The sequence below is a fragment of the Mycobacterium simiae genome (assembly GCF_008370645.1).
GTDB classification, from domain to species: domain Bacteria; phylum Actinomycetota; class Actinomycetes; order Mycobacteriales; family Mycobacteriaceae; genus Mycobacterium; species Mycobacterium simiae_A.
On sequence record NZ_VTZN01000026.1, the window covers coordinates 14,536 to 35,082 of the forward strand.

The window sequence follows — 20,547 nt, forward strand, 5'->3', positions numbered from 1 at the left end:
CTTGGTCTTTGTCCTAGCGCGGGCTCTTGGCCCAGCTTCACCGCGTGATCGGCACGCTTCGCCCGATCACGCTGCCGTCGGCCGCTAGCGCCTCGGCTTGAAAGTAACCATCTGCGTGTTTTTCGGTCAGCGGAATCGCGGTGTCGTAGCCGGCCCAGTCGACGGTGGCTAGCGGCGTCATGGTGTCACTTTCCGGGCCGTGCAGCAATCGCCAACGACTCACCCTGGTGGCGCCGTTCCACACGGCATGCGCAGTGTTGCCGGCGAAGGTCACTTGCGGTGGTTCGACGGGATCGCCGGTCCACTCGTCAAGAAACGCGCGATAGGTGCCGCCGGGCAGGGTGGCGTCAAAGACCATGTGGCCGCCGGCGGTGAACTCGGCGATGTGCTCGCCGGTGCCCCAGCCGGAGAAGGTGTTGCCGCCCGGTAGCTGTTGCAGGTTGCCCATCGCCCCCACGCTGAGGTCACCTGGATGTGCCTGCGACCGGAGCAATGTCGCTCGCCGGGCGTTGGTGTCCAGGTGGACCCACTTCAGACGACTCGGCGCGGAAGCTCCGCCTTGTTCTGGATGATTGCTTTCGAAATGGTTGTCAAACAGCGTGAGCGTGTTGGAGTCCGGCATCTCGGCGTCATGCTGGTAGCCGAACTCGACTCCGTCAGCCATGGCGAAACTGGAATGCCTACCGCCGAGTCGCCAGTTAATGGCACCAGTTCGGCAATCGACGTTGAAGACCGTGGAAAGCGCCCGCATGCTGATCACCAGGTTGCCCGCGGGGTCCAGCGCGATGGAATTCATGTGGTACACGTCCAGTACTTGGCCGGCGGTGTACTTTGCCGGTGAGTCGCCGATCGGCACCTGAGCAAGCGCGTCCCACTGGAAGAGCGTGTCTTTCGAGGCCACGTCGACCACCGACGCAACGCAGTTGTAGATCTTTCCGTCTCGGGGTCCGCCGTTGGCGGTCAGGTCGGCCTTGACCTCCGCGTAGGACGTGATCAGGGCGCGACCATCCGAGGTGAGCCGGAATTCGTGCATGTCCGACGACAGCTCGCCGCCGGGTGTGAGAGTGCTGATCAGGTTGTAATGCTCATCGACGATATAGCTGGCGCCGAGTCCGTGGCCCCATTGTTTGCGGCCCTGCCACCAGGTGAGCACGCGCTTTCCCTGATAGTGCTGGACGCGGAGGTTGCCGGCGGTCTGCCCGGCCGGCAACTCGCGCTGCCACACCACGTTTCCTGCTTTGTCGGCGATGACCAGGACGCATGGACGCGACTCGGGTCCCAGATGGGCCGCCGCGGTCCCGGACACAAAGAACACGTAACCGGGTGCGCCGCCTTTGTTGACGTTGATGGAATATCCCAGCGACTGCGGCGAGACAACCGCGGCCGACGGCGGCGTGGTCGCTGTCTTCCGGTCAGGTTTGCCGCACGCGACCGCATTGCCGAGGAGAACGGCTCCCGCCGCCGCTGCACCGAGTTGTCGCCGCGAGATTGGCACGTCGGATATCACCTCACTGGCTACCAGCTGCGCTTCATACGGTCAATCAGGGTGATTTTTGCAGCCAGCCGGCACCGGCGGAGGCGCATTCTTGCAGGCTCATAGTGGAGAGACAAAGATCACACAAGCAAGCATGCGTTGCATCGAGCTTGGGCACGCGCCGCTGCCGACAGTGATCCAAAAGTTGGCGATCGCGCGAAACCGCTTTGCCAGCGATTGCACAGCATAGGGGAGGAGAGCTAACGTCTGTCGTCGATATCTGCATCGATCGGGGCAATGTAGCCGCGGCGGCCAAGCCGACATGACTTCGACGGTCGATGCGAAAGCGAACGTTTTTCACGGAGGTTGCGCGCGTGCCGATTCATGTTCATAACGAACAATTCTCCGACACTCGGGCACCCATCCCTGCATGACCGGTAACAACCTTATGGCAGGGGCTTTCCAGTGCGTCTTGAGTACGGTCGAATCGGACGCACACATGTGGAACCTCGTGTACTTACAGAAGTTATTGGAGGAGCACGGTGCGAGCGTGCGCAACCTTGGCTGCTGCACTCCGGTGGCCGGCGTCGTGGAAGCCGTCATCACCGAACCAACAGATCTGCTGGTGGTCTCGAGCATCAACGGTCATGGATTTCACGGGGCGAAGCATTTGATGGGAGCGCTCCGCGAGTGGGGAATCGCGGTCCCCAGCGTTATCGGCGGCAAGCTTACGACGGCCGTAGCCGACAACTTTGCGGTACGTGAACAACTTCTCCGCGAGGGCTTCACCGACGTTTTTCTCGGCGCCGATGCAATCCTGCGATTTGTTGAATTCATTTCAGCGGGAAAGAACTTTGGATTCGGGTTGTGGGACGCCGAGAGCCGTACCGCTGGCGAGCGCGTGGTGACGTCGATCCGACCTACCACATTCGCCGACGTTTAGCACGTTCGCATGACTGTCGGTGAATCGTCCTTGGCGCCACGGACCCTGCCGCGGCGGACGTCAGGGACCCGTTACGTACGGTCGACACATCGCCAAGCGCAGCGCATCCAGGGTGCCGCTGGGGCCAAAGTGAGCGGTGCACGGGCAGCCGGACATTTCCGCCTCTCATCCACAACCTCGTCGATATGGTTCGTGGCAGCAACATTTTCCGCGACCATGCTGCTGCTCGCGACGTCGTGCATTACCCAGATTCAGCAATACGAGCGCAGCGTTAGCGGTGTCATTCCCGCGTTCGCTGCGACCGGGATCGTGTTTGCCTCGCTGCAGTTATCCCTCACCCGCGACTCCCATATCGGCAAAGCCGCGGCGTCCGCTTACGCCATATCGCCAAGCCACCGCTGGGCCAGCAAGTATCCGATCATCGTCAACATCACGATGATCGGCACTAATACCCTGATGCTGTTCGCGCAAATTGGTCATGGTGTCACCGTCAACCAGCCCACCACCTATGCGGCCCTGGCGGCATGGATTTCGGCATTTGCGGTGGTGCGCCTGAAGATGGGCGGCTTCAGAAGCCCGCGGGCACGGCTGTACAGCAGTTTGGGCATCAGGATGATTCCGCAGCTAATGCAGGGTATTTCCTTCGCTGTCGTAGGGGCACAGGGATTCAGCGTCGTGAGTCTTGGGCTGCTTCTTACACAGGTGTTCATGAAACTACTGCTCAGTTATCCGGCGCGTCGCGACGACGCCTTCGCACGCGCTGCATACCTAGTCGCCGCATGGGATTTCGCCGCGATTGTCTATATTGCGGCATGCTGGACTTTAGGTTGCACGACAGCGTGAGCGTGAGTTAGTCGACGCGCGTTGCGCATTCCTCGTGGGGCGGGCCGGCTACCCCGTCGTAACGGTCAGAAATGTACCTCAGCATGTGATACAAGGTGCCCGAGTCGACCTCCCGGTGCCGGGCGTTTCGATGCGATTCTGGTGGCAGCGCTAGTCGCCCCGTCGTTGCCCAACGCAGTGCGCCGCGGCTGTCGATGACCGCGGTGGCCTCACCCCGATTGTCGCGGTGAAGGCAGAACGGAACGTCCAACATTCCGGTCGCAAATCCGGTGAGAAGGGCTCGTCCGATATCGCGATCAAGGCTCAATACCGTGTCCACAAGGCAGCGCGCGTCAAGCATTGTCTCCTCGAAGAACTCGGTATCAACGTGCCCCGGGCCGGCGGCGGTGGCCGCTTCGGCCGCCAGTAGTAAGGCCTCGACATTCTCCTGAACCGTTGCTATTTGCGACGATTCGGCGATGGTCTTGACGATCAAGCGTTCGCAACCGGCCTGCGCAGCCAGTTGGGCGCTATCACGGATCAAACGGCGTGCACCTTGGGGCGTTTCGGGGAACAAACCCATGTAGGTGTACATCACGATATGCCAGTCGACATCGCCCAGATACTCATGGGCCAGCGTGCGCAACGCGCGCAGCGCCCCGCGATCTTGGGCCGCCAGCGTGCCCTGCGCGTAGCTCAATGACATGTGCCGCACTCCGTGTTGCCGAAAAAAGCAGGCTTCAATGAGCGCAATCGCCACCAGCAGCGAGGGCGGACACAGTTGACCCAGCAAGCACCCACCGAATGTCTCGATGTGACCCTCGTCGGTTTCGCCGGCCAGAAAGCGGCAGCTTTCGGACCATGCCTTGACCGCCTGCGGCAGCGGCACCCGGCTGTAGGGCAGGCAGTAAGAGACCGGGCCCCCTTCGGTGGCGTCCAACCCGACCTCGACGAGCCGGCGGAAGACTTCGAGCGGCAACGGCGTGCCGTGCCGCACCTGGATCGGATAGCTCGGCCCGTACAAGCCCTTCAACATCTGCGCCGTGGTGCTCGCCGGGTACGACACCAACGGAAACCCGTTGAGCTGCTCACCGTCAGCCAGCCGCTGCAGCGGTGTGACGTAGTCACCGACGCGCGTGTAACTGTCCAAAGTCAACGTGCCGACGACAGGTATCGCCAACTCGGCCAGTGCCCGCAATCCGGACCGCATCGCCTGGACTGCACCAAAGCCCATCCGGGGCTGCACGACCAGCGTGCCACTGCTTCGATGCTGATGGACGAACGAGTCGAGGAATCCGCTCATGCACCGGCCCGATCCCAGCTCGTAACTGTACTCACACTGTGCCTTCCCGGGCGTCGCCGACCGACCTTTCGAGTATCACGGCCATGGGTCGTCCGCGCGAGGCCCACAACCGTTCCGCGCGCATCCCAGCTCGGCTGGACAACCACATCCGGCGGCGAGGTTTGGCTGCGCTGATGCCGGCAATGTTGAGGTTTGGTCGGGCAACCGACGGTGGCAGGACGGTGACAGCGAGGCGCACACTAACAGGACTATCACGGCTCATAGCGGCAGTCGCGCTGTTGACTTCATCGGGGGCAGGATTCACGGGTTAGCCCGCTGCGGCCTCCCCAGACTCAACCAGCGCGACCAGGGTCGGGCTGCGCGCGCTCCTCCGACACTGCGACTTCAGCCCCTCAACGTCGCGCCGATGGTTTACCCCGAGCCGCTGGGCACCGGCTCAGCCCTGATCCGGAGAGCCGGGTCGACGGTGATCGCTGAGGTGCAACTGATCAACACCCCGCTGCCGGGTATGCACTACGACGTCGGATTGATTCAAGCGCCCCGCCCTTCGTCGGCTCCATGCGCCCCAGGTGATCCGGGCATTGCTTCTGCAGGCTTCGAGCTCGATGCGGTTGGCCGCGGAATGGTGACCGTTCAGGACACGATTCGGCCCGGGACGACCGGGGTGTGGGTGATGATCCAACGCCCCAGCAGCCATACCCAAGATCCCGCCGAGTTTTACACCTCCGGGTTCCTGGTAGCTGTGTAGGCCAGCGCGCTCACCGTCTGCCGAATATCTCGAGTTCTGGGACTTCGGTCCCTAGCGGGGCACTTGGGCCGAGTGGTCTGCTGTAGGGGAATCGTCAGTGGCGTCAGATGGAGGTACGGCCATGGCCGTTTCACCGGACCCGCACCAGCGCACCCGCGTGTTCGCCCGCGTGCTCGGCCCCTTCTTGGTGCTGGTCGACTTGACCGCTGTCGCACGCGCCTCAGACATGCAAAGCCTGCTTTCGCAGTTCGAGGCGAATTCGATGTGGACGTGGGTCACGGGCGCCTTCGTTTTGTTGTTCGGCCTGATAATGGTCGCCAATCACCAGTACTGGCGAGGAGTGGCGGCGATCATCATCTCCGCACTGGGCTGGTTTGTGGTGCTCCGCGGATTTCTCTTGCTGGCTTTCCCGAAGTTCTTTGCCTCGCTGGCCAACAACATGATCGGCGCGCACGCGGTGTGGATCGGACTCGCAATCGTCTTCGCGCTGGTTGGGGTTTATCTGACCTACGTTGGGTGGGCTCCGTCGCCCAGCAGGCCGACACATCACGCCGCAACCGCGAAGCCCAATCTTCCCCGCGCTGCTTAAGTGAGCCGGCACGCCGCCAGCGCCGAGCGCCAAACGACTGGGCGAAGCAGACTCAGCCTCGCCTCCCAGACAGGTAGACATATATAAAACCTATGCAATAGGGTCGCGACATGAGCCAATACCTGCTTGAGGCCGTGGACCGGCTTCCGTTTTCGACGCCGGAGAAATCCGAGCGCTACCGCACCGAGAACTATGCCGGAGCCACGGGTCTCAACTGGTATCTCACCGACCCCACGCTGCAGCTCACGATGGCGTACTACCTGACGCCGGCTGAGTTGGCGTTCGCAGAGCCGCATTTGACTCGCATGGGTGACCTGATGGGCGGCCCGGTCACGCGCTGGGCCGAAGAGACCGACCGCCACCCACCGCACCTCGAACGCTACGACCGATGGGGACACGACGTCAGCCAGGTGGTGATGCCGGAATCGTTCACCCGATCCAAACGAGCCATTCTCGATGCCCAGCAATCTTTGCGTGACGACGCCAAGCGGGCAGGTGCTAGCCCGTCGCTGGCACTTTTCGCGTCCAACTATCTGCTCAACCAGGCCGATATCGGCATGGCGTGCGCGCTCGGCACTGGGGGCAATATGGTTCGGTCGCTGGTGAGCGCCTACGCGCCGCCCGACGTTCGCGATTATGTCCTGGGCAAACTCAATGCCGGCGAGTGGGACGGTGAGGCGGCCCAACTAATGACCGAGCGCACCGGCGGCTCCGACCTCGGTGCGCTGGAGGCGACCGCGACACCTTGCGGCGACGCCTGGGTGCTCAACGGCTTCAAGTGGTTTGCCTCCAACTGCGCCGGTGAGGTGTTTGTGGTGCTGGCCAAACCGGAGGGGGCGCCCGACTCCACCCGAGGTGTGGCCTCCTTCCTGGTGCTGCGGACCCGACGCGATGGTTCCCGCAACGGCGTGCGGATTCGACGGCTCAAGGACAAGCTGGGCACCCGCTCGGTGGCCTCCGGTGAGATCGAGTTCGTCGACGCCGAAGCCTTTCTGCTCTCCGGTCAGCCCAGCGGCGACGCTGGCCCGTCCGACGGCAAGGGACTCGGCCGCATGATGGAGTTGACCAACAAGCTGCGGCTGGGCACCGCCTCGTTCGCGGTCGGCAACGCGCGCCGGGCTTTGGTCGAGTCGCTGTGCTATACCCGCCAGCGGCACGCGTTCGGCACCGCGCTTATCGACAAGGCGTTGATCCGGCGGAAGCTGACCGAGCTGATTGTCGACGTCGAAGCCGCGCTCGCGTTGCTTTTCGACGGCACTGGATTCGCCAATCACGCCCAGCCTCAAGCGATCCGGCAGCGCATTGCCGTGCCGGTGACCAAACTCCGGGTGTGCCGGCTCGGGCTCACCGCAGCCTCGGACGCGGTCGAGCTGCACGGCGGCAACGGCTACATCGAGACCTGGCCCGTAGCTCGGCTGTTGCGCGACGCGCAGGTGAACACCATCTGGGAGGGCTCCGATAACATCCTGTGCCTCGACGTGCGGCGGGGCATGGAACAGTCGCGGGCGCACGAGCCGCTGCTCGCGCGCATGCGTGAGGCGGTGTCGGTCTCCGACGACAACGAAACGACGCGCCTGGTGTCGCAGCGTATTGACGATCTCGACCAGGCCATCACCGCATGGACCAAACTCGAGCGGGGTGTAGCCGAGGCGAGACTGTTCCCGCTCGCGGTGTTCATGGGTGACGTGTACGCCGGGGCGCTGCTTACCGAGCAGGCCGCTTGGGAGCGGGCCACCCGCGCCACCGACCGCAAAGCGCTGGTTGCCCGGCTGTACGCGCAGCGCTACCTCGCCGAACGCGGGCCGCTGCGCGGTATCGACGCCGACTCCGACGAAGCGCTGCAGCGTTTCGACGAGCTCGCGGACGGGGCGCTGCGCTTGTAGCGCGAGCAGCGTTAGACCGGGATCAGGCCGTGCTTGCGGGCCAGCCGGGTCCAGTTCTGCTTGTCCCGCAGCAGGTGCATCGACCTGCGCAACAGCAGCCGCGTCTGGTGCGGGTCGATCACCGCGTCGATGAACCCGCGCTCGGCGGCGGTCCACGGGATCGCCATATTGAGGTTGTAGCCCTCGATGAAGTCCTTCTTGATTTGCTGCGCCTCCGGCGTGGTGGGGTCTGGGAAGCGTTTCATCAGCAACTGCGCGGCCCCTTCGGCGCCGATCACCGCGATGCGCGCGGTGGGCCAGGCGAAGTTGAAGTCGGCGGTCAGCTGCCGCGAGCCCATCACCGCGTAGGCGCCGCCGTAGGACTTGCGGATGGTGATCGTCACCTTGGGCACGTCGGCCTCGACCACGGAATACAGGAACCGGCCACCCCGCTTGATGATGCCCCGCTTCTCCTCCTCGGCGCCCGGCAGAAACCCCGGGGTGTCCACCACGAACACCAGCGGGATCTGGAACGAATCGCAGAACCTGATGAACCGCGCCGCCTTGTCCGAAGCTTCGTTGTCGATCGCCCCGGACAGGTGCATGGGCTGGTTGGCGATCACGCCCACCGGGCGGCCGTCGATGCGGGCGTACCCGGTGATGATGGCCGGCCCGTGCTGCGCGGCGACGTCGAGGAAGTCGCCGTCGTCGAAGATGCGCAGCAGGATCTCGTGCATGTCGTAGGCCGCATTGTCGGAGTCCGGCACGATCGAGTCGAGTTCCAGGTCGGTCGGGGTGAGCTCCGGCTCCAGACCGGAATTGATGACCGGCGGCTTGCCGAAGCAGTTGGACGGCAGGAACGACAGGAATTCGCGCACGTATGCGAACGCCTCGGCTTCGGAGTTCACCACCTGGTGGATGTTGCCGTAGCGGGCCTGTGCGTCGGAGCCGCCAAGCTCGTCGAGGGTCACCTCCTCGCCGGTGACCTCACGGATCACGTCGGGTCCGGTGACAAAGAAGTAGCCCTGGTCCCGCACCGAGACCAGCAGGTCGTCCTGGATCGGCGAATAGACCGCTCCGCCTGCGCATTTGCCGAAGATGAGGGAGATCTGCGGCACCACTCCGGACAGCAAGTCGTGTCGTTGGCCCAGCTCGGCATACCACGCCAGGGAGGTGACCGCGTCCTGAATGCGGGCGCCGCCGGAGTCCTGGATGCCGACGATCGGGCAGCCGACCATCGCGCACCACTCCATCAGCCTCGCGACCTTGCGGCCGAACATCTCACCGACGGTGCCCTGGAAGACGGTCTGGTCGTGCGAGAACACTCCGACCGGGCGACCGTCGATCAGCGCATGCCCGGTGACCACGCCGTCGCCGTACAGCGCGTTGGGGTCCCCAGGGGTCTTGCACAGCGCCCCGATCTCGAAGAATGTCCCCGGGTCGACCAGCGCGTGCACCCGGGCCCGGGCGCTGGGGATGCCCTTCTTGTCGCGCTTGGCGGCGGCTTTCTCGCCGCCCGGCTCCTTGGCCAGCTCCAGTTTTTCGCGTAGTTCGGCCAGCAGCTCGGCGGTGGTCTTAGTGCTCACTTAGGGGCCCTCTGTTCAGCCTCGACGTCGTGCTCGATCTTGTTCAAGGCGCGGCTCATGTGCTCACCCACCTTGGCGATGATCGGCTCGTCGATGGCCTGGATGTGCTCGCCACCGATCGGCACGACCTCCAGGTCGGAGACGTACTCACCCCAGCCGCCGTCCGGCTGGCGAACGGCATATCGCGGCTCGAACATGATCGCGTCGTCATGGTAGCGATCGGCCATGTAGAGGGTGACATGCCCGTCGTAGGACTGGATCTGCGCGGTGTCGATCGCCCGGTTGTCCAGGTACGACGTGCGCTGGTGCTCGATGATCCCGGCCGGGATCTGCACGCCACTCTGGCCGACGGCCTCGAGCACGAACCGGATCTGGCCCTCGTCGTCGAGCTCCTCGAGCTGCTCGTACGGGATCGCCGGGATGGTGACATTGAAAGTCTTCTCCGCGAAGCGGGCGTAGCGATCCCAGCGCTTGCGGATCTCCTCCTTGGTCTGCGGGATCTCCTCACCCGCGCGCACCGCGTCGATCAGCCCAACCCACCGGACGTCCTTGCCCTGTTGCCTCAGCCCGATCGCGCACGCATAGGCCAACACCCCGCCCAGCGACCAGCCGGCCAGAATGTAGGGCCCGTCGCCCTGCATCTCGATCAGCTTCGGGACGTAGGCCGCCGCACGCTCTTCGATCGACCCCTCGACTCGTTCGAAGCCGTACATCGGCGTGCCCGCCGGCAGCCGCTTGAGCAGCGGCTCGTACACCACCGTCGAGCCGCCGGCCGGATGGAACACGAACACCGGCGTCCGCGAGCTGCCCTCCGGGCGCGCCCGCAGCGTGCGCACAAAGCCGTCAACCACGCCCGCTTCGAGGTAGCTGCGCACCTTGTCAGCCAGCGCCTCGATGTTCGACGAGGTCAGCACGTCCGCGGCGGTGATCGGACCCTCGGCCCGCTCGGACAGCCGCTGCGCCATCTTGGCTGCGGTCGCATCGTCCAGCTTGGGCAGCGGGTTGAAGATGCCGCCCGCCGATTTGCCGGTGACAATCGCCCAGGTGGCGAAGGTAACCCGCTCGGCGGCGTCCCGCGGCGGCACGTCGGAGTTGAGGGCCTTGGCCACCGCTTCGGAGTTGAGCGCTTCCGCCGCTGCGGCCAGGTTCGGCTGCCCATTACCGGCTGGGCCGGACGGGTCGGTCGGCGGCGGCGGAATCGCAACGTCCGACACCGGCGGGGGTGCCGGCGTCTCGGGTGCCGGCTCCGCCGCAGTTGCGGGGGTCTTTGCGTGCAGCAACTCTGCCTGAGCCTTGGCGATCTCCTCGGCCGTCTGGGTCTTCTGGTAGTCGCTGAGCTGTTCAACCTCGTCCCGGTGCTCGACCGCGTATTCGATGAGCTTCTCGACGTTGTAGAGGTTGGCGTCACGCACCGCGGTCAACTGAATCGGCGGCAGATCAAAGTCGTACTCGACACGGTTCTTGATCCGCACCGCCATCAGCGAGTCCAGGCCCAGCTCGATCAGCGGCACCTCCCAGGGCAGGTCCTCAGGCTCGTAGCCCATGGCTGCCCCCACAATCGTGCCCAGCCGCTCGCCGATGGTCTCACCAGAGTCCGGTGACCACCTTCCTACGTCTGACCCCAAGTAGCGGGTGGTCAGGCTGTCGGTCAATGTTTCCGCCGCAGGCTCCTCGACCGGTGCTTCGGCAGCCACCGCCGTCGGGGCCGCAATCGCCGTGCCGACGCCCACCGCGGTCGGCAATACGGATTGCGAACCACCCCGAGCCACCAAGGCGTCGTACACCAGCGTGAAGGACTCGTCGATGCGGGCATGCACCTGAACCGCGGCGCCGCCGGGATGCCGGGTCAGTGTCGTCACCAGCCGCGCACCCTCGCCCGGCACCGCCCGCTGCTCCGCGGCGGTCAACTGGCAATCCGAAAGTACCTGGGCCGCAGCGGCTTTCACCAAGGCCGCCAGGTCCGTCGCAGCGTCCCGGGGCGCGTACTCCCAGACGTGCCGGCCGTCTGGCAATGCGACATGATTGCCCGGCATCACTACCGACGCGTCGCCGGAAAAGTGCGCGTCGAGCCAGTGCTCTTTGCGCTTGAAGCGGGTCGGCGGAATCGCGGCGTAGTCCTCGGGCCCCTTCGCACGCGTGAACAAAGTGCGAATGTCCAGGTCGTGGCCGTAGACGTAAAGCTGGGCCATGGTCGAGATCATCGACTCGACCTCGTCCTGCTTACGGGCCAGCGTCGGGATCAGCTGCGCGTCATGTAGGCCGGCGGCGGCCGTGGTCAAACCCACCTGCATCAGCGCTACCGGATTGGGTGCCAGCTCCAAGAAGGTGGTGTGCCCGCTGTCGACGGCGTTGCGGATGCCGTGGGTGAAGTAGACACTGTGCCGCAGTCCCTTCTTCCAGTACTCGACGTCGTGGATGGGCTCGCTGCCCGGCTTGATGTAGCTGCCCTCATGCACCGTCGAGTAGACCCCGCAGCTGGGGCTCATCGCCTTGATGCCCTGCAGCTCCGCGGACAGCTCGCCCAGCAACGGATCCATCTGCTGAGTGTGGCTGGCCCCCTTCGTTTGGAACTTGCGGGCGAACTTGCCTGAAGATTCCGCGCGGGCGATGATCGCATCGACCTGCTCCGGCGGGCCGCCGATGACGGTCTGGGTGGGGGCGGCGTATACGCACACCTCCAGATCCGGGAAGTCGGAAAACACCGTCTTGATCTCGTCGGCGGAGTACTCCACCAGCGCCATCAATCGGATGTACTCGCCGAACAGCATCGCCTCACCCTCGCCCATCAGATGCGAGCGCGAGCAGATGGTCCGGGTGGCGTCGCGCAGCGACAAGCCTCCGGCGAAGTACGCCGAGGCCGCCTCACCCAGCGACTGGCCCACCACCGCGGCCGGTTTGGCGCCGTGATGCTTGAGCAGCTCACCGAGGGCGATCTGGATCGCGAAAATGGTGACCTGGGTGGTTTCGATGCCGTAGTCCTGCGAGTCGTCCAGGATCAGCTCCAGCACCGAGTAGCCCAATTCGTCCTGGACCAGCGCGTCGACCTTCTCGATCCACTCGGCGAATACCGGGTTGCGCAGGTACAAGCTCTTGCCCATCTTGCGGTGCTGAGCGCCGAAACCGGCGAGCACCCACACCGGGCCGTTGGTCACCGGGCCGTCGACGCTGAACACGTTCGGCGCCTGCTTGCCCCCGGCGATCGCCCGCAGCCCCTTGATCGCCTCGTCGTGATCGTGAGCCAGCACCACCGAACGGGAACGGCCATGGTTGCGCCGCGACAATGCTCGCCCGATGGACTCCAGCGACGACGCCTGGCCTTCGGGGCTTTCCATCCAGTCCGCCAGCTCCGCGGCGGCAGCCTTTTTGCGTGAGGTGAGGAACGCCGACACCGCCAGCGGGATCAAAGGCGGGCTAACCTCTTGTGCTGCAAGCTCTTCCAGCGCAGCTTCGTTGAGCCGCAACGCTTCTTCGGTGACACCCGGCAGCTCGAGCTCTTCATCCTCGGCCGCCGGTGTGTCGGTGATGATGTTGCCGAAGTCGTCGAACCGCAGCGCGTGGCCTTCCAGCGCGGGCGCCTCGGACGGGGCCGCCTCGGCGGGCGCCGCCGGCTCGGACTCCGGTTCACGCGCCTCTTTCTCCACCACGTCGCGGGGCAACACCTCACGCACGACCACGTGCGCGTTGGCGCCGCCAAAGCCGAAGCTGGACACCCCGGCCAGGGCGTAACCGCCGTACCGCGGCCAGTCGGTGGCGGTGTCAATTACCTTCAGGCGCATCGCGTCGAAGTCGATGTAGGGGCTGGGGCCGGCGAAGTTGATTGACGGCGGCAGCTTGTCATGCTGCAACGCCAGCACCACCTTGGCCATGCTGGCCGCACCGGCCGCCGACTCCAGGTGTCCGACGTTGGTCTTCACCGCGCCCAGCAGTGCCGGCCGATCGGCGGGCCGGCCCCTGCCGACGACGCGGCCCAGCGCCTCGGCCTCGATCGGGTCACCGAGGATGGTGCCGGTGCCGTGGGCTTCGATGTAGTCAACGGTCCGGGGATCGATGCCGGCGTCCTTGTAGGCCCGGCGCAGCACGTCGGCTTGGGCGTCCTGGTTGGGCGCGATCAGGCCGTTGGACCGGCCGTCATGGTTGACCGCGCTGCCGGCAATGACCGCCAGGATCTGGTCGCCGTCGCGGCGGGCATCGTCGACCCGCTTGAGCACCAGCATCCCGCCGCCCTCCGAGCGGGTGTAGCCGTCGGCGTCCGACGAAAACGACTTGATCCGGCCGTCCGGGGCCAGCACTTGTCCGATCTCGTCGAAACCCAGCGTCACCACGGGCGTGATCAGCGCGTTTACCCCGCCGGCGACCGCGACGTCGGCTTCACCGTTGCGCAGGGCCTGCACCGCCTGGTGGATGGCCACCAACGAACTCGAGCACGCCGTGTCGACGGCCACCGAAGGCCCGCGGAAGTCGTAGAAGTAGGACACCCGGTTGGCGATGATCGAGGTGGCGGTGCCGGTGATCGCGTAGGGATGGGCGACCGTCGGATCCGACACCGCCAGGAAGCTGTAGTCGTTGTTGGAGACGCCAACGTACACACCGACGGCCTCGCCGCGCAGACTGGACGCCGGGATCCGCGCATGCTCAAGCGCCTCCCAGGTCAACTCCAGCGCCATCCGCTGCTGCGGGTCGATATTGTCTGCTTCGGTCTTGGCCACCGCGAAGAACTCGGAGTCGAAGCCCTTGATGTCCTTGAGGTAGCCGCCGCGGGTGCGGGCGGCCGCAACCCGCGCGGCCAGCCGCGGCTCCTCCAGGAACTCCGTCCAGCGGCCCTCGGGCAAATCGGTGATGGCATCGCGGCCTTCCAGCAGCGCCTGCCAGGTCTTGTCGGGGGTGTTCATATCGCCCGGCAACCGAGTCGACAAACCCACGATGGCGATGTCGACCCGTTCGGCGGGGCCGTTGCGCGACCAATCTGTGATGTCGACGCTGTCGTCGGTGGTTTCGGGCTCACCCTCGACGATGCGGGTGGCCAGCGATTCGATGGTCGGATGCTGGAATGCCACGGCGACCGACAACGTGACACCGGTCAGGTCCTCGATGTCGGCGGCCATGGCCACGGCGTCCCGCGACGACAAGCCCAGTTCCACCATCGGCACGGACTCATCGATCGAGTCCGGCGCCTTCCCGACGGCCTTGCCCACCCAGTTGCGCAGCCATTGACGCATCTCGGGGACCGTTGTTATGCGCCGCTCTCCCCCACAAGCGGGTGGGGGTACCTCCCACGTGTGGGGGCCTGCCCCCACCGCATCGCTTCGGCCCCCGCAAGCGGGTGGTGCCCCCACTGCATCGTCACCGGCGCGCATCTCGGTCTCGGTGGCGGGCGCGCTCTCCCGCTGTTGATCTACGTCAGCCATGGGTGCCTCAGGATCCGGTGGCGAAGACCGTCGGGGACGCGACGCCACTGCGCAGGCTGCCGTCGAGGTAGGCGGCACGGCAGGCGCGTCGGCCGATCTTGCCGCTGGAGGTTCGCGGAATGGTGCCGGCCTGCACCAACAGCACGTCACGCACGGTCACCCCATGCCCGACGGCGATGGCGGCCCGGATGTCATCAGCGATCGGTTGGTATTCAAGCTTGTGCGTGCCGGCGGCGCGTTCCCCGACAATCACCAGCTGCTCCGAGGTGTCGTCGGGGTCGAACTTCAGGCCGGCGTGCGGGTCGTCGAACACCTTCTGCGGCAACTGGTTGGCAGGCACCGAGAAGGCCGCCACGTAGCCCACCCGCAACGCCTTGGTGGACTCCTGCGCGGTGTATTCGAGGTCCTGCGGGTAGTGGTTGCGGCCGTCGATGATCACCAAGTCCTTGATCCGGCCCGTTATATAGAGGTGCCCCTTGAAATAGGTCCCGTAGTCGCCGGTGCGCACCCACAGCGCGTCGTCGGTTGCTCCTTCCGCGTGTGACTCGCTGACCCGCGACTTGAGGATATTTCGGAAGATCTGAGCAGACTCGTCTTCCTTGCCCCAGTAGCCCACACCCAGATTGTTGCCGTGCAGCCAGATCTCGCCGACCTGCCCGTCCGGCAGCTCGCTCGCCGTCTCGGTGTCGACGATGATCGCCCATTCGTCGACACCGACCTTGCCGGCCGAGACCTGTGCGACGGCGTTCGGGGTATCGGCGGCTACCTCGACAAAGCGCTGGTTGTTCAGCTCGTCGCGGTCCACGTGGATCACAGTCGGAGGCTCGTCCATCGGCGTGGTGGAGACGAACAGCGTCGCCTCAGCCAGCCCGTAGGACGGCTTGACGGCGGTCTCCTTCAGCCCGTAGGGCTTGAACGCGTCGTAGAACTTGCGCACCGATGCCGGGGACACCGGCTCGCTGCCGTTGAGGATCCCCTTGACGTTGCTCAGGTCCAGGGGCGGCTCGTCGTCGCGTGGTACACCGCGTACCGCGGCATGTTCGAAGGCGAAGTTGGGTGCCGCAGAGAAGGTGCCGCCGATGTCGTCGGGCTTGCGCGCGAGTTCGCGGATCCAGCGGCCGGGCCGGCGCACGAACGCGGCCGGCGTCATGAAGGTGAAGGGATGCCCGAGCACCGACGTGAGCAGGACCGTGATCAGGCCCATGTCATGGAAGAACGGGAGCCAGCTGACCCCCCGATCTCCTTCTTGTCCTTCCAACGCATTGAGGACCTGCAGCACGTTGGTGGGCAAGTTCAGATGGGTGATCTGCACGCCGGTCGGGGTACGGGTGGATCCGGAAGTGTATTGCAAATACGCCGTGGTGGACTCGTTGGCGTCCGGCTCCTGCCAGGTGGAGGCGACCTCGGTGGGAACCGCGTCGACGGCGATGACGCGGGGCCGTTCCTTGGCCGAACGGCTGCGGATGAACTTGCGCACGCCCTCGGCGGAGTCGCTGGTGGTCAGGATGGTCGACGGGGTGCAGTCGTCGAGCACCGCGTGCAATCGGCCGACGTGGCCGGGCTCGGCCGGGTCGAACAACGGCACCGCGATCCGGCCGGAATACAGTGCGCCAAAGAACGAGATAAGGTAATCCAGGTTTTGCGGGCACAGGATCGCGATCCGGTCGCCGGGTTGAGTTACCTGCTGCAGCCGAGCACCGACAGCGCGGTTGCGGGCGCTGAACTCCGACCACAGAATGTCACGTTCGATGCCATCCCGTTCGGTGGAGAAGTCCAGGAACCGGTAGGCCAGCTTGTCGCCGCGGACTCGCGCCCACTTTTCGACGTGGCGCACCAGATTAGTGTTCTCCGGGAACCGGATCTTTCCGTTCACGATGAACGGGTTGTGGTACGCCATGCCGCTCTCTCCTGTCACAACACTGCTCGGTCGGCTACGCCGACTGGGTTACATCTTGGTCGGCTCCGCCGACGATTTAGGTATGTGCCCGTAGTGGCCCCCCGCGCGGGCGCACCGATGGTGCCAGCCACGAAACCCGATGGGCCCATCCACATGCTCTTAAATTTTTCTTAATGTTAATGGGCGTGTCCCGACACACCAAATCACAAAGTAACGCTGATAGCACCGAATAGCGGTGCACTATTCGGCCATGTCGTATTGGTCGGTCCTGTCCGCCAGCGGATGCTGCCTCCCACACCGCCTGGTCCGGCCCGATCGGTTACCCGTGCTTAGGATGCGGCGCCTTGTCCAGGAGCCTGCGCGCCCAGTTCAGCGTCCATTCCGTCGCCGGTTCCCCGTCGGAGTTCCAAAAATCCGGAGTGGCATACATCGCATGGACCGGCTGGCCGGCGCCGCCGGCCAGGGTGTTAAGCGTGGTCGGCAGGTTAGCGGGACTGAACGCCTCTTGCGGGGCGGCGCAGATCAGGTCGCCCTCGGCGCAGATCTCATTGGTCCGGTCGTCAAGCGCACCGAAGCCACCGGGCCGCGCCCCCGTCATCGTCATGCCGAGCCCGGAGAGCGCCGGCACCTCGTGCAGGGTGACCTCGGCCCCCTCCCCTTGCGGACTGGGCGGGATGTCGTTACCCACGCCAGGCTGGCGGCGTCCATCGGCGATCAGCGTCACGCCCAGCACCAGGTCGTCGTCGACGGGTCCGCGGCCGTTGCCGATATCGCTGGCAACGTCGCCGGCAATCACCGCGCCCTGCGAGAAGCCGATCAGCACGAAGCTGGTCAGCGGGCACCGGTTGTTCATGTCCGTCATCGCCTGCACCATCGCGCGGGTGCCCTCTGCCCGGCTTTCGTTATAGGAAATCTGGCCGTCAGCACTGAGCGGATTATGGAACTGCGCGGTATAGGGAACCGTGAACGTCTGCACCCGGGATCCAGGGAACTGCTGGGCGATGGGCCCGGTCACACTGAGCAGCAACGCCTTCGGGTTAGCCGTCGGGGCAATAGGGTTGTCCTGCGGTGACGACTCCCAGGTGCCCGGGACCGAGATCAACTGCACATCGGGGCAGGAGGCGTCCTGCGAAGCGGGCCGTGGCTTGCGTGGGTGGGTCGCGGTCGGACCCGGAGTGAGAATGCCGGGCGGTATTGCGCTGGGCGGAGTGGAAGGGCGCCGCAGCAACATCACCCCACCCACGATGACCAGCGCGACGACGCACGCCATCGCGCCCGCCGCCACCCAGGCGAGGATTCGGTGGCGTCGTCTACGCCGGGAGTTGGTGGCCATGTTCTCCTACTAGCAGAGTCGGTACGCCTGAGCCAAGGTGCGGGGGCGGTGCCGACGCGCACGCTCCCCACCCGAGCCACCCGAACGCGCCCGCACCGCGTGGTGCGGGAATACCGACCGCTGCTGCACTCCATACACGGTACCGGCTCGTGATGAAGTCCCGTCCTGGTCTCCTAGGCCTGTGGTGGGTGGCGCTCGGTTAGCGAATGGCGCCGACGATATCGCCGGACATGGCGCCCAGCTGAGCCGACCAAGAGCCCCAGCCGTTATCCCCGCCGCCGGGGAAGTCGAAGTGGCCGTTGTGCCCACCGACGTTGCGATATTGCTGGTAGAACGAGCGGCTGTCACCCATCGCTGCGCCGGCTTGGCCGATCATGGCGGCGGGATCACTGGCCCCGATGTTAGTCGGACTCCAGACCCACACCCGGGTGTTGTTCGATGCCAACAGCGAGGCATGCACCCACGGGTCGTGCCATTTCCACCGGCCCAACTGTGGGGCGCCCCACATTCCGTTGCCGTCCACGCCGCCGAACTGTTGCAGCCCGGCCAGGATCGCACCGTTTGTCGTGGTGCTGGACGGATACAGGAACCCGGAGAGCGATCCAGCGAAGCCGAATCGGTCGGGGTGGAAGGCGGCCAGGGCCATCGCGCCGTACCCACCTTGAGAGGCGCCCACCGCGGCGTGGCCACCGGGCGCCAAGCCCTTATTGGCGGCCAGCCAATCGGGCAGCTCGGCCGACAGGAACGTGTCCCACTGCTTGCTGCCGTCCTGCTCCCAGTTGGTGTACATGCTGTAGGCGCCACCGGCCGGCGCCACGACCGAGATTCCCTTGCCGGCCAAGGTGTTCATGGCGTTGCCCGCGGTAACCCAGTTGCTGACATCGGGGCCGGCGTTGAAGGCATCGAGCAGGTAGACCGCGTGCGGCCCGCCGGCCAAGAACGCCACCGGGATGTCTCGGCCCATCGCGCCCGACGGCACCATCAGGGTTTCGTATGGGGCGGCTGTGGCCGTACCCGCGGAGCCCGCCACGCCTACGACACTGCCCAACGCGAGTGACAGCACGGCAATGCCGAGCAGCCGCAACCACACCGACAGACCCCTCATGTCCACCTCCATCGTCCAGCACTGCAATGGGTTCGAGGCAGGCCCGGCCCGCAAGGTAGCTAACCACACCCGGTACGGCGCGATAAAGGGGAGATAACGGACCAACGGCGGCGATCCCGAGGGATCGCCGCCGTTGGTTGCCGTTTAGGTGCCCTGAGTGGTGCTATTGGCGGCGCTGCTGGTGCCGCCTCCGTTGCCAGGTGTGGCGCCCAGGGTGCGCTGCAGGTCAGGCTTCATTGCGTTGAGCTGCTGGCCCCAGTACTCCCAGCTGTGAGTGCCGTTGGCGTCGAAGTTGAACACCGCGTTGTGGCCGCCGGCAGCGTTGTAGGCGTCTTGGAACTTCAGGTTGCTGGTACGCACAAAGCCTTCGAGGAACTTGGCGGGTAGATTATCGCCACCTAGGTCGGACGGCTTGCCGTTGCCGCAGTAGATCCAGATCCGGGTGTTGTTGGCCACCAGCTTGCCGACCTGCAACGACGGGTCGTTACGGGCCCAGGCGGGGTCGTCCTTCGGGCCCCACATGTCGGAAGCCTTGTAGCCGCCCGCGTCGCCCATGGCCAGGCCGATCAGTGACGGCCCCATCGCCTGCGACGGGTCCAGCAGCGCCGACAGCGAGCCGGCGTAGACGAACTGGTCGGGGTGGTAGGCCGCCAAGATCAGCGCAGAGGACCCGGCCATCGACAGACCCACCGCGGCGCTGCCGGTCGGCTTGACCTGCCGGTTGGCCGACAGGTACTGCGGCAACTCGCTGGTCAGGAAGGTTTCCCACTTGTAGGTGGTGCAACCGGCCTTACCGCAAGCCGGGTTGTACCAGTCGGAGTAGAAGCTGGACTGGCCGCCGACCGGCATGACCACCGAGATGCCCGACTGGTAGTACCACTCGAATGCCGGGGTGTTGATGTCCCAGCCGCTGAAGTCGTCCTGGGCGCGCATACCGTCGAGCAGGTACAGCGCGGGCGAGTTGGCGCCACCACTCTGGAACTGGACCTTGATTTCGCGGCCCATCGCCGCGGAGGGCACCTGCAGGTACTCCACTGGCAGGCCCGGCCGCGAAAACGCGTTCGCGGTCGCCGAGCCGCCAGTGACGTCAACGACACCGACCAAACCCGAAAGCAGGGCCGCGCCAACGGCTCCCACCATGAGTCGGCGCGGCATACCCGTCACGGCGCCACGAAACCTGTCAACAAGCTTCATCCTTGCTTCCTCATCCTCATCTTTTTGGGCGCATCCGGTGGATTGGGCGCATCCTCAACTACGTCGGACTGCGTGCACGCGGCGTCGCAGTGCCCGTGTAGTCAACCACATCTTCGGGTCGGTTCTCTCATCGAGCGCCGTGCTAAAAGCGTTACCGGACGGTTATCCGGTGTGATCATCCGGCCGTGAAAGGCGCGTCGAACTCGCCTTTTCCCATGTGCCCGCACTTCAGTGCGCGCTGGTAACGAATGGAATGTGATGTTGCTGTCAGTCCGCCGCCGCGGCC

Annotated in this window: 13 protein-coding genes; 5 read left to right on the forward strand and 8 right to left on the reverse strand. The window is 65.3% G+C overall.

Going from position 1 to position 20,547, the window contains the following annotated elements:
- Positions 1-37: 37 nt before the first annotated feature.
- A complete protein-coding gene (locus tag F0Q45_RS06725) occupies positions 38-1,495 on the reverse strand; it encodes an arylsulfotransferase family protein (RefSeq protein WP_149653207.1) in 1,458 nt (485 codons plus the stop codon).
- A 409-nt stretch (positions 1,496-1,904) separates the two neighbouring features.
- On the opposite strand from F0Q45_RS06725, the gene F0Q45_RS06730 reads away from it, so the two are divergent.
- Both F0Q45_RS06730 and F0Q45_RS06735 read left to right on the forward strand, forming a co-directional pair.
- Entirely contained in the window at positions 1,905-2,417 is a 513-nt protein-coding gene (locus tag F0Q45_RS06730) for a cobalamin B12-binding domain-containing protein (protein WP_262490895.1), read from the forward strand.
- 192 nt (positions 2,418-2,609) lie between these two features.
- Positions 2,610-3,260 carry a hypothetical protein gene (locus tag F0Q45_RS06735; RefSeq protein ID WP_149653208.1) on the forward strand — a complete coding sequence of 217 codons (651 nt, stop codon included), beginning with the start codon at positions 2,610-2,612 and terminating at the stop codon, positions 3,258-3,260.
- A gap of 7 nt (positions 3,261-3,267) precedes the next feature.
- Here the strand turns inward: F0Q45_RS06735 and F0Q45_RS06740 are convergent, their stop codons facing one another.
- Positions 3,268-4,542 carry a methylaspartate mutase gene (locus F0Q45_RS06740; RefSeq protein WP_149653209.1) on the reverse strand — a complete coding sequence of 425 codons (1,275 nt, stop codon included), beginning with the start codon at positions 4,540-4,542 and terminating at the stop codon, positions 3,268-3,270.
- A gap of 406 nt (positions 4,543-4,948) precedes the next feature.
- Between F0Q45_RS06740 and F0Q45_RS06745 the strand changes: the two genes are divergently transcribed.
- The 3 genes from F0Q45_RS06745 (at position 4,949) to F0Q45_RS06755 (ending at position 7,762) form a co-directional block, all read left to right on the forward strand.
- Positions 4,949-5,290: a hypothetical protein gene (locus F0Q45_RS06745; RefSeq protein WP_188112819.1), complete on the forward strand. Its 342-nt coding sequence runs from the start codon at positions 4,949-4,951 to the stop codon at positions 5,288-5,290.
- Positions 5,291-5,411: 121 nt separating this feature from the next.
- The gene (locus F0Q45_RS06750) at positions 5,412-5,879 is read left to right on the forward strand and encodes a hypothetical protein (protein WP_149653210.1); all 468 of its coding nucleotides are present in this window, start codon (positions 5,412-5,414) and stop codon (positions 5,877-5,879) included.
- Between the two features lie 110 nt (positions 5,880-5,989).
- On the forward strand, positions 5,990-7,762 hold the full coding sequence (locus F0Q45_RS06755; protein WP_149653211.1) for an acyl-CoA dehydrogenase family protein: 1,773 nt from the start codon (positions 5,990-5,992) through the stop codon (positions 7,760-7,762).
- Positions 7,763-7,773: 11 nt separating this feature from the next.
- On the opposite strand, the gene F0Q45_RS06760 is transcribed toward F0Q45_RS06755, so the two are convergent.
- From F0Q45_RS06760 to ag85A, 6 genes are all read right to left on the reverse strand, one after another.
- Complete coding sequence (locus F0Q45_RS06760) at positions 7,774-9,327, reverse strand: acyl-CoA carboxylase subunit beta (RefSeq protein WP_149653212.1); 1,554 nt, start codon at positions 9,325-9,327, stop codon at positions 7,774-7,776.
- The gene (gene pks13 / locus F0Q45_RS06765) at positions 9,324-14,732 is read right to left on the reverse strand and encodes a polyketide synthase Pks13 (RefSeq protein WP_262490896.1); all 5,409 of its coding nucleotides are present in this window, start codon (positions 14,730-14,732) and stop codon (positions 9,324-9,326) included. Before pks13 ends, F0Q45_RS06760 begins: the two co-directional genes overlap by 4 nt.
- 7 nt (positions 14,733-14,739) lie before the next feature.
- Positions 14,740-16,629 carry a long-chain-fatty-acid--AMP ligase FadD32 gene (gene fadD32, locus F0Q45_RS06770; protein WP_149653213.1) on the reverse strand — a complete coding sequence of 630 codons (1,890 nt, stop codon included), beginning with the start codon at positions 16,627-16,629 and terminating at the stop codon, positions 14,740-14,742.
- Positions 16,630-16,948: 319 nt separating this feature from the next.
- A complete protein-coding gene (culp6, locus tag F0Q45_RS06775; RefSeq protein ID WP_149653214.1) occupies positions 16,949-17,962 on the reverse strand; it encodes a carboxylesterase Culp6 in 1,014 nt (337 codons plus the stop codon).
- Between the two features lie 199 nt (positions 17,963-18,161).
- Positions 18,162-19,067: an esterase family protein gene (locus tag F0Q45_RS06780; protein WP_149653215.1), complete on the reverse strand. Its 906-nt coding sequence runs from the start codon at positions 19,065-19,067 to the stop codon at positions 18,162-18,164.
- 144 nt (positions 19,068-19,211) lie between these two features.
- Positions 19,212-20,261 carry a diacylglycerol acyltransferase/mycolyltransferase Ag85A gene (gene ag85A / locus F0Q45_RS06785; protein WP_149653216.1) on the reverse strand — a complete coding sequence of 350 codons (1,050 nt, stop codon included), beginning with the start codon at positions 20,259-20,261 and terminating at the stop codon, positions 19,212-19,214.
- Positions 20,262-20,547: the final 286 nt, after the last annotated feature.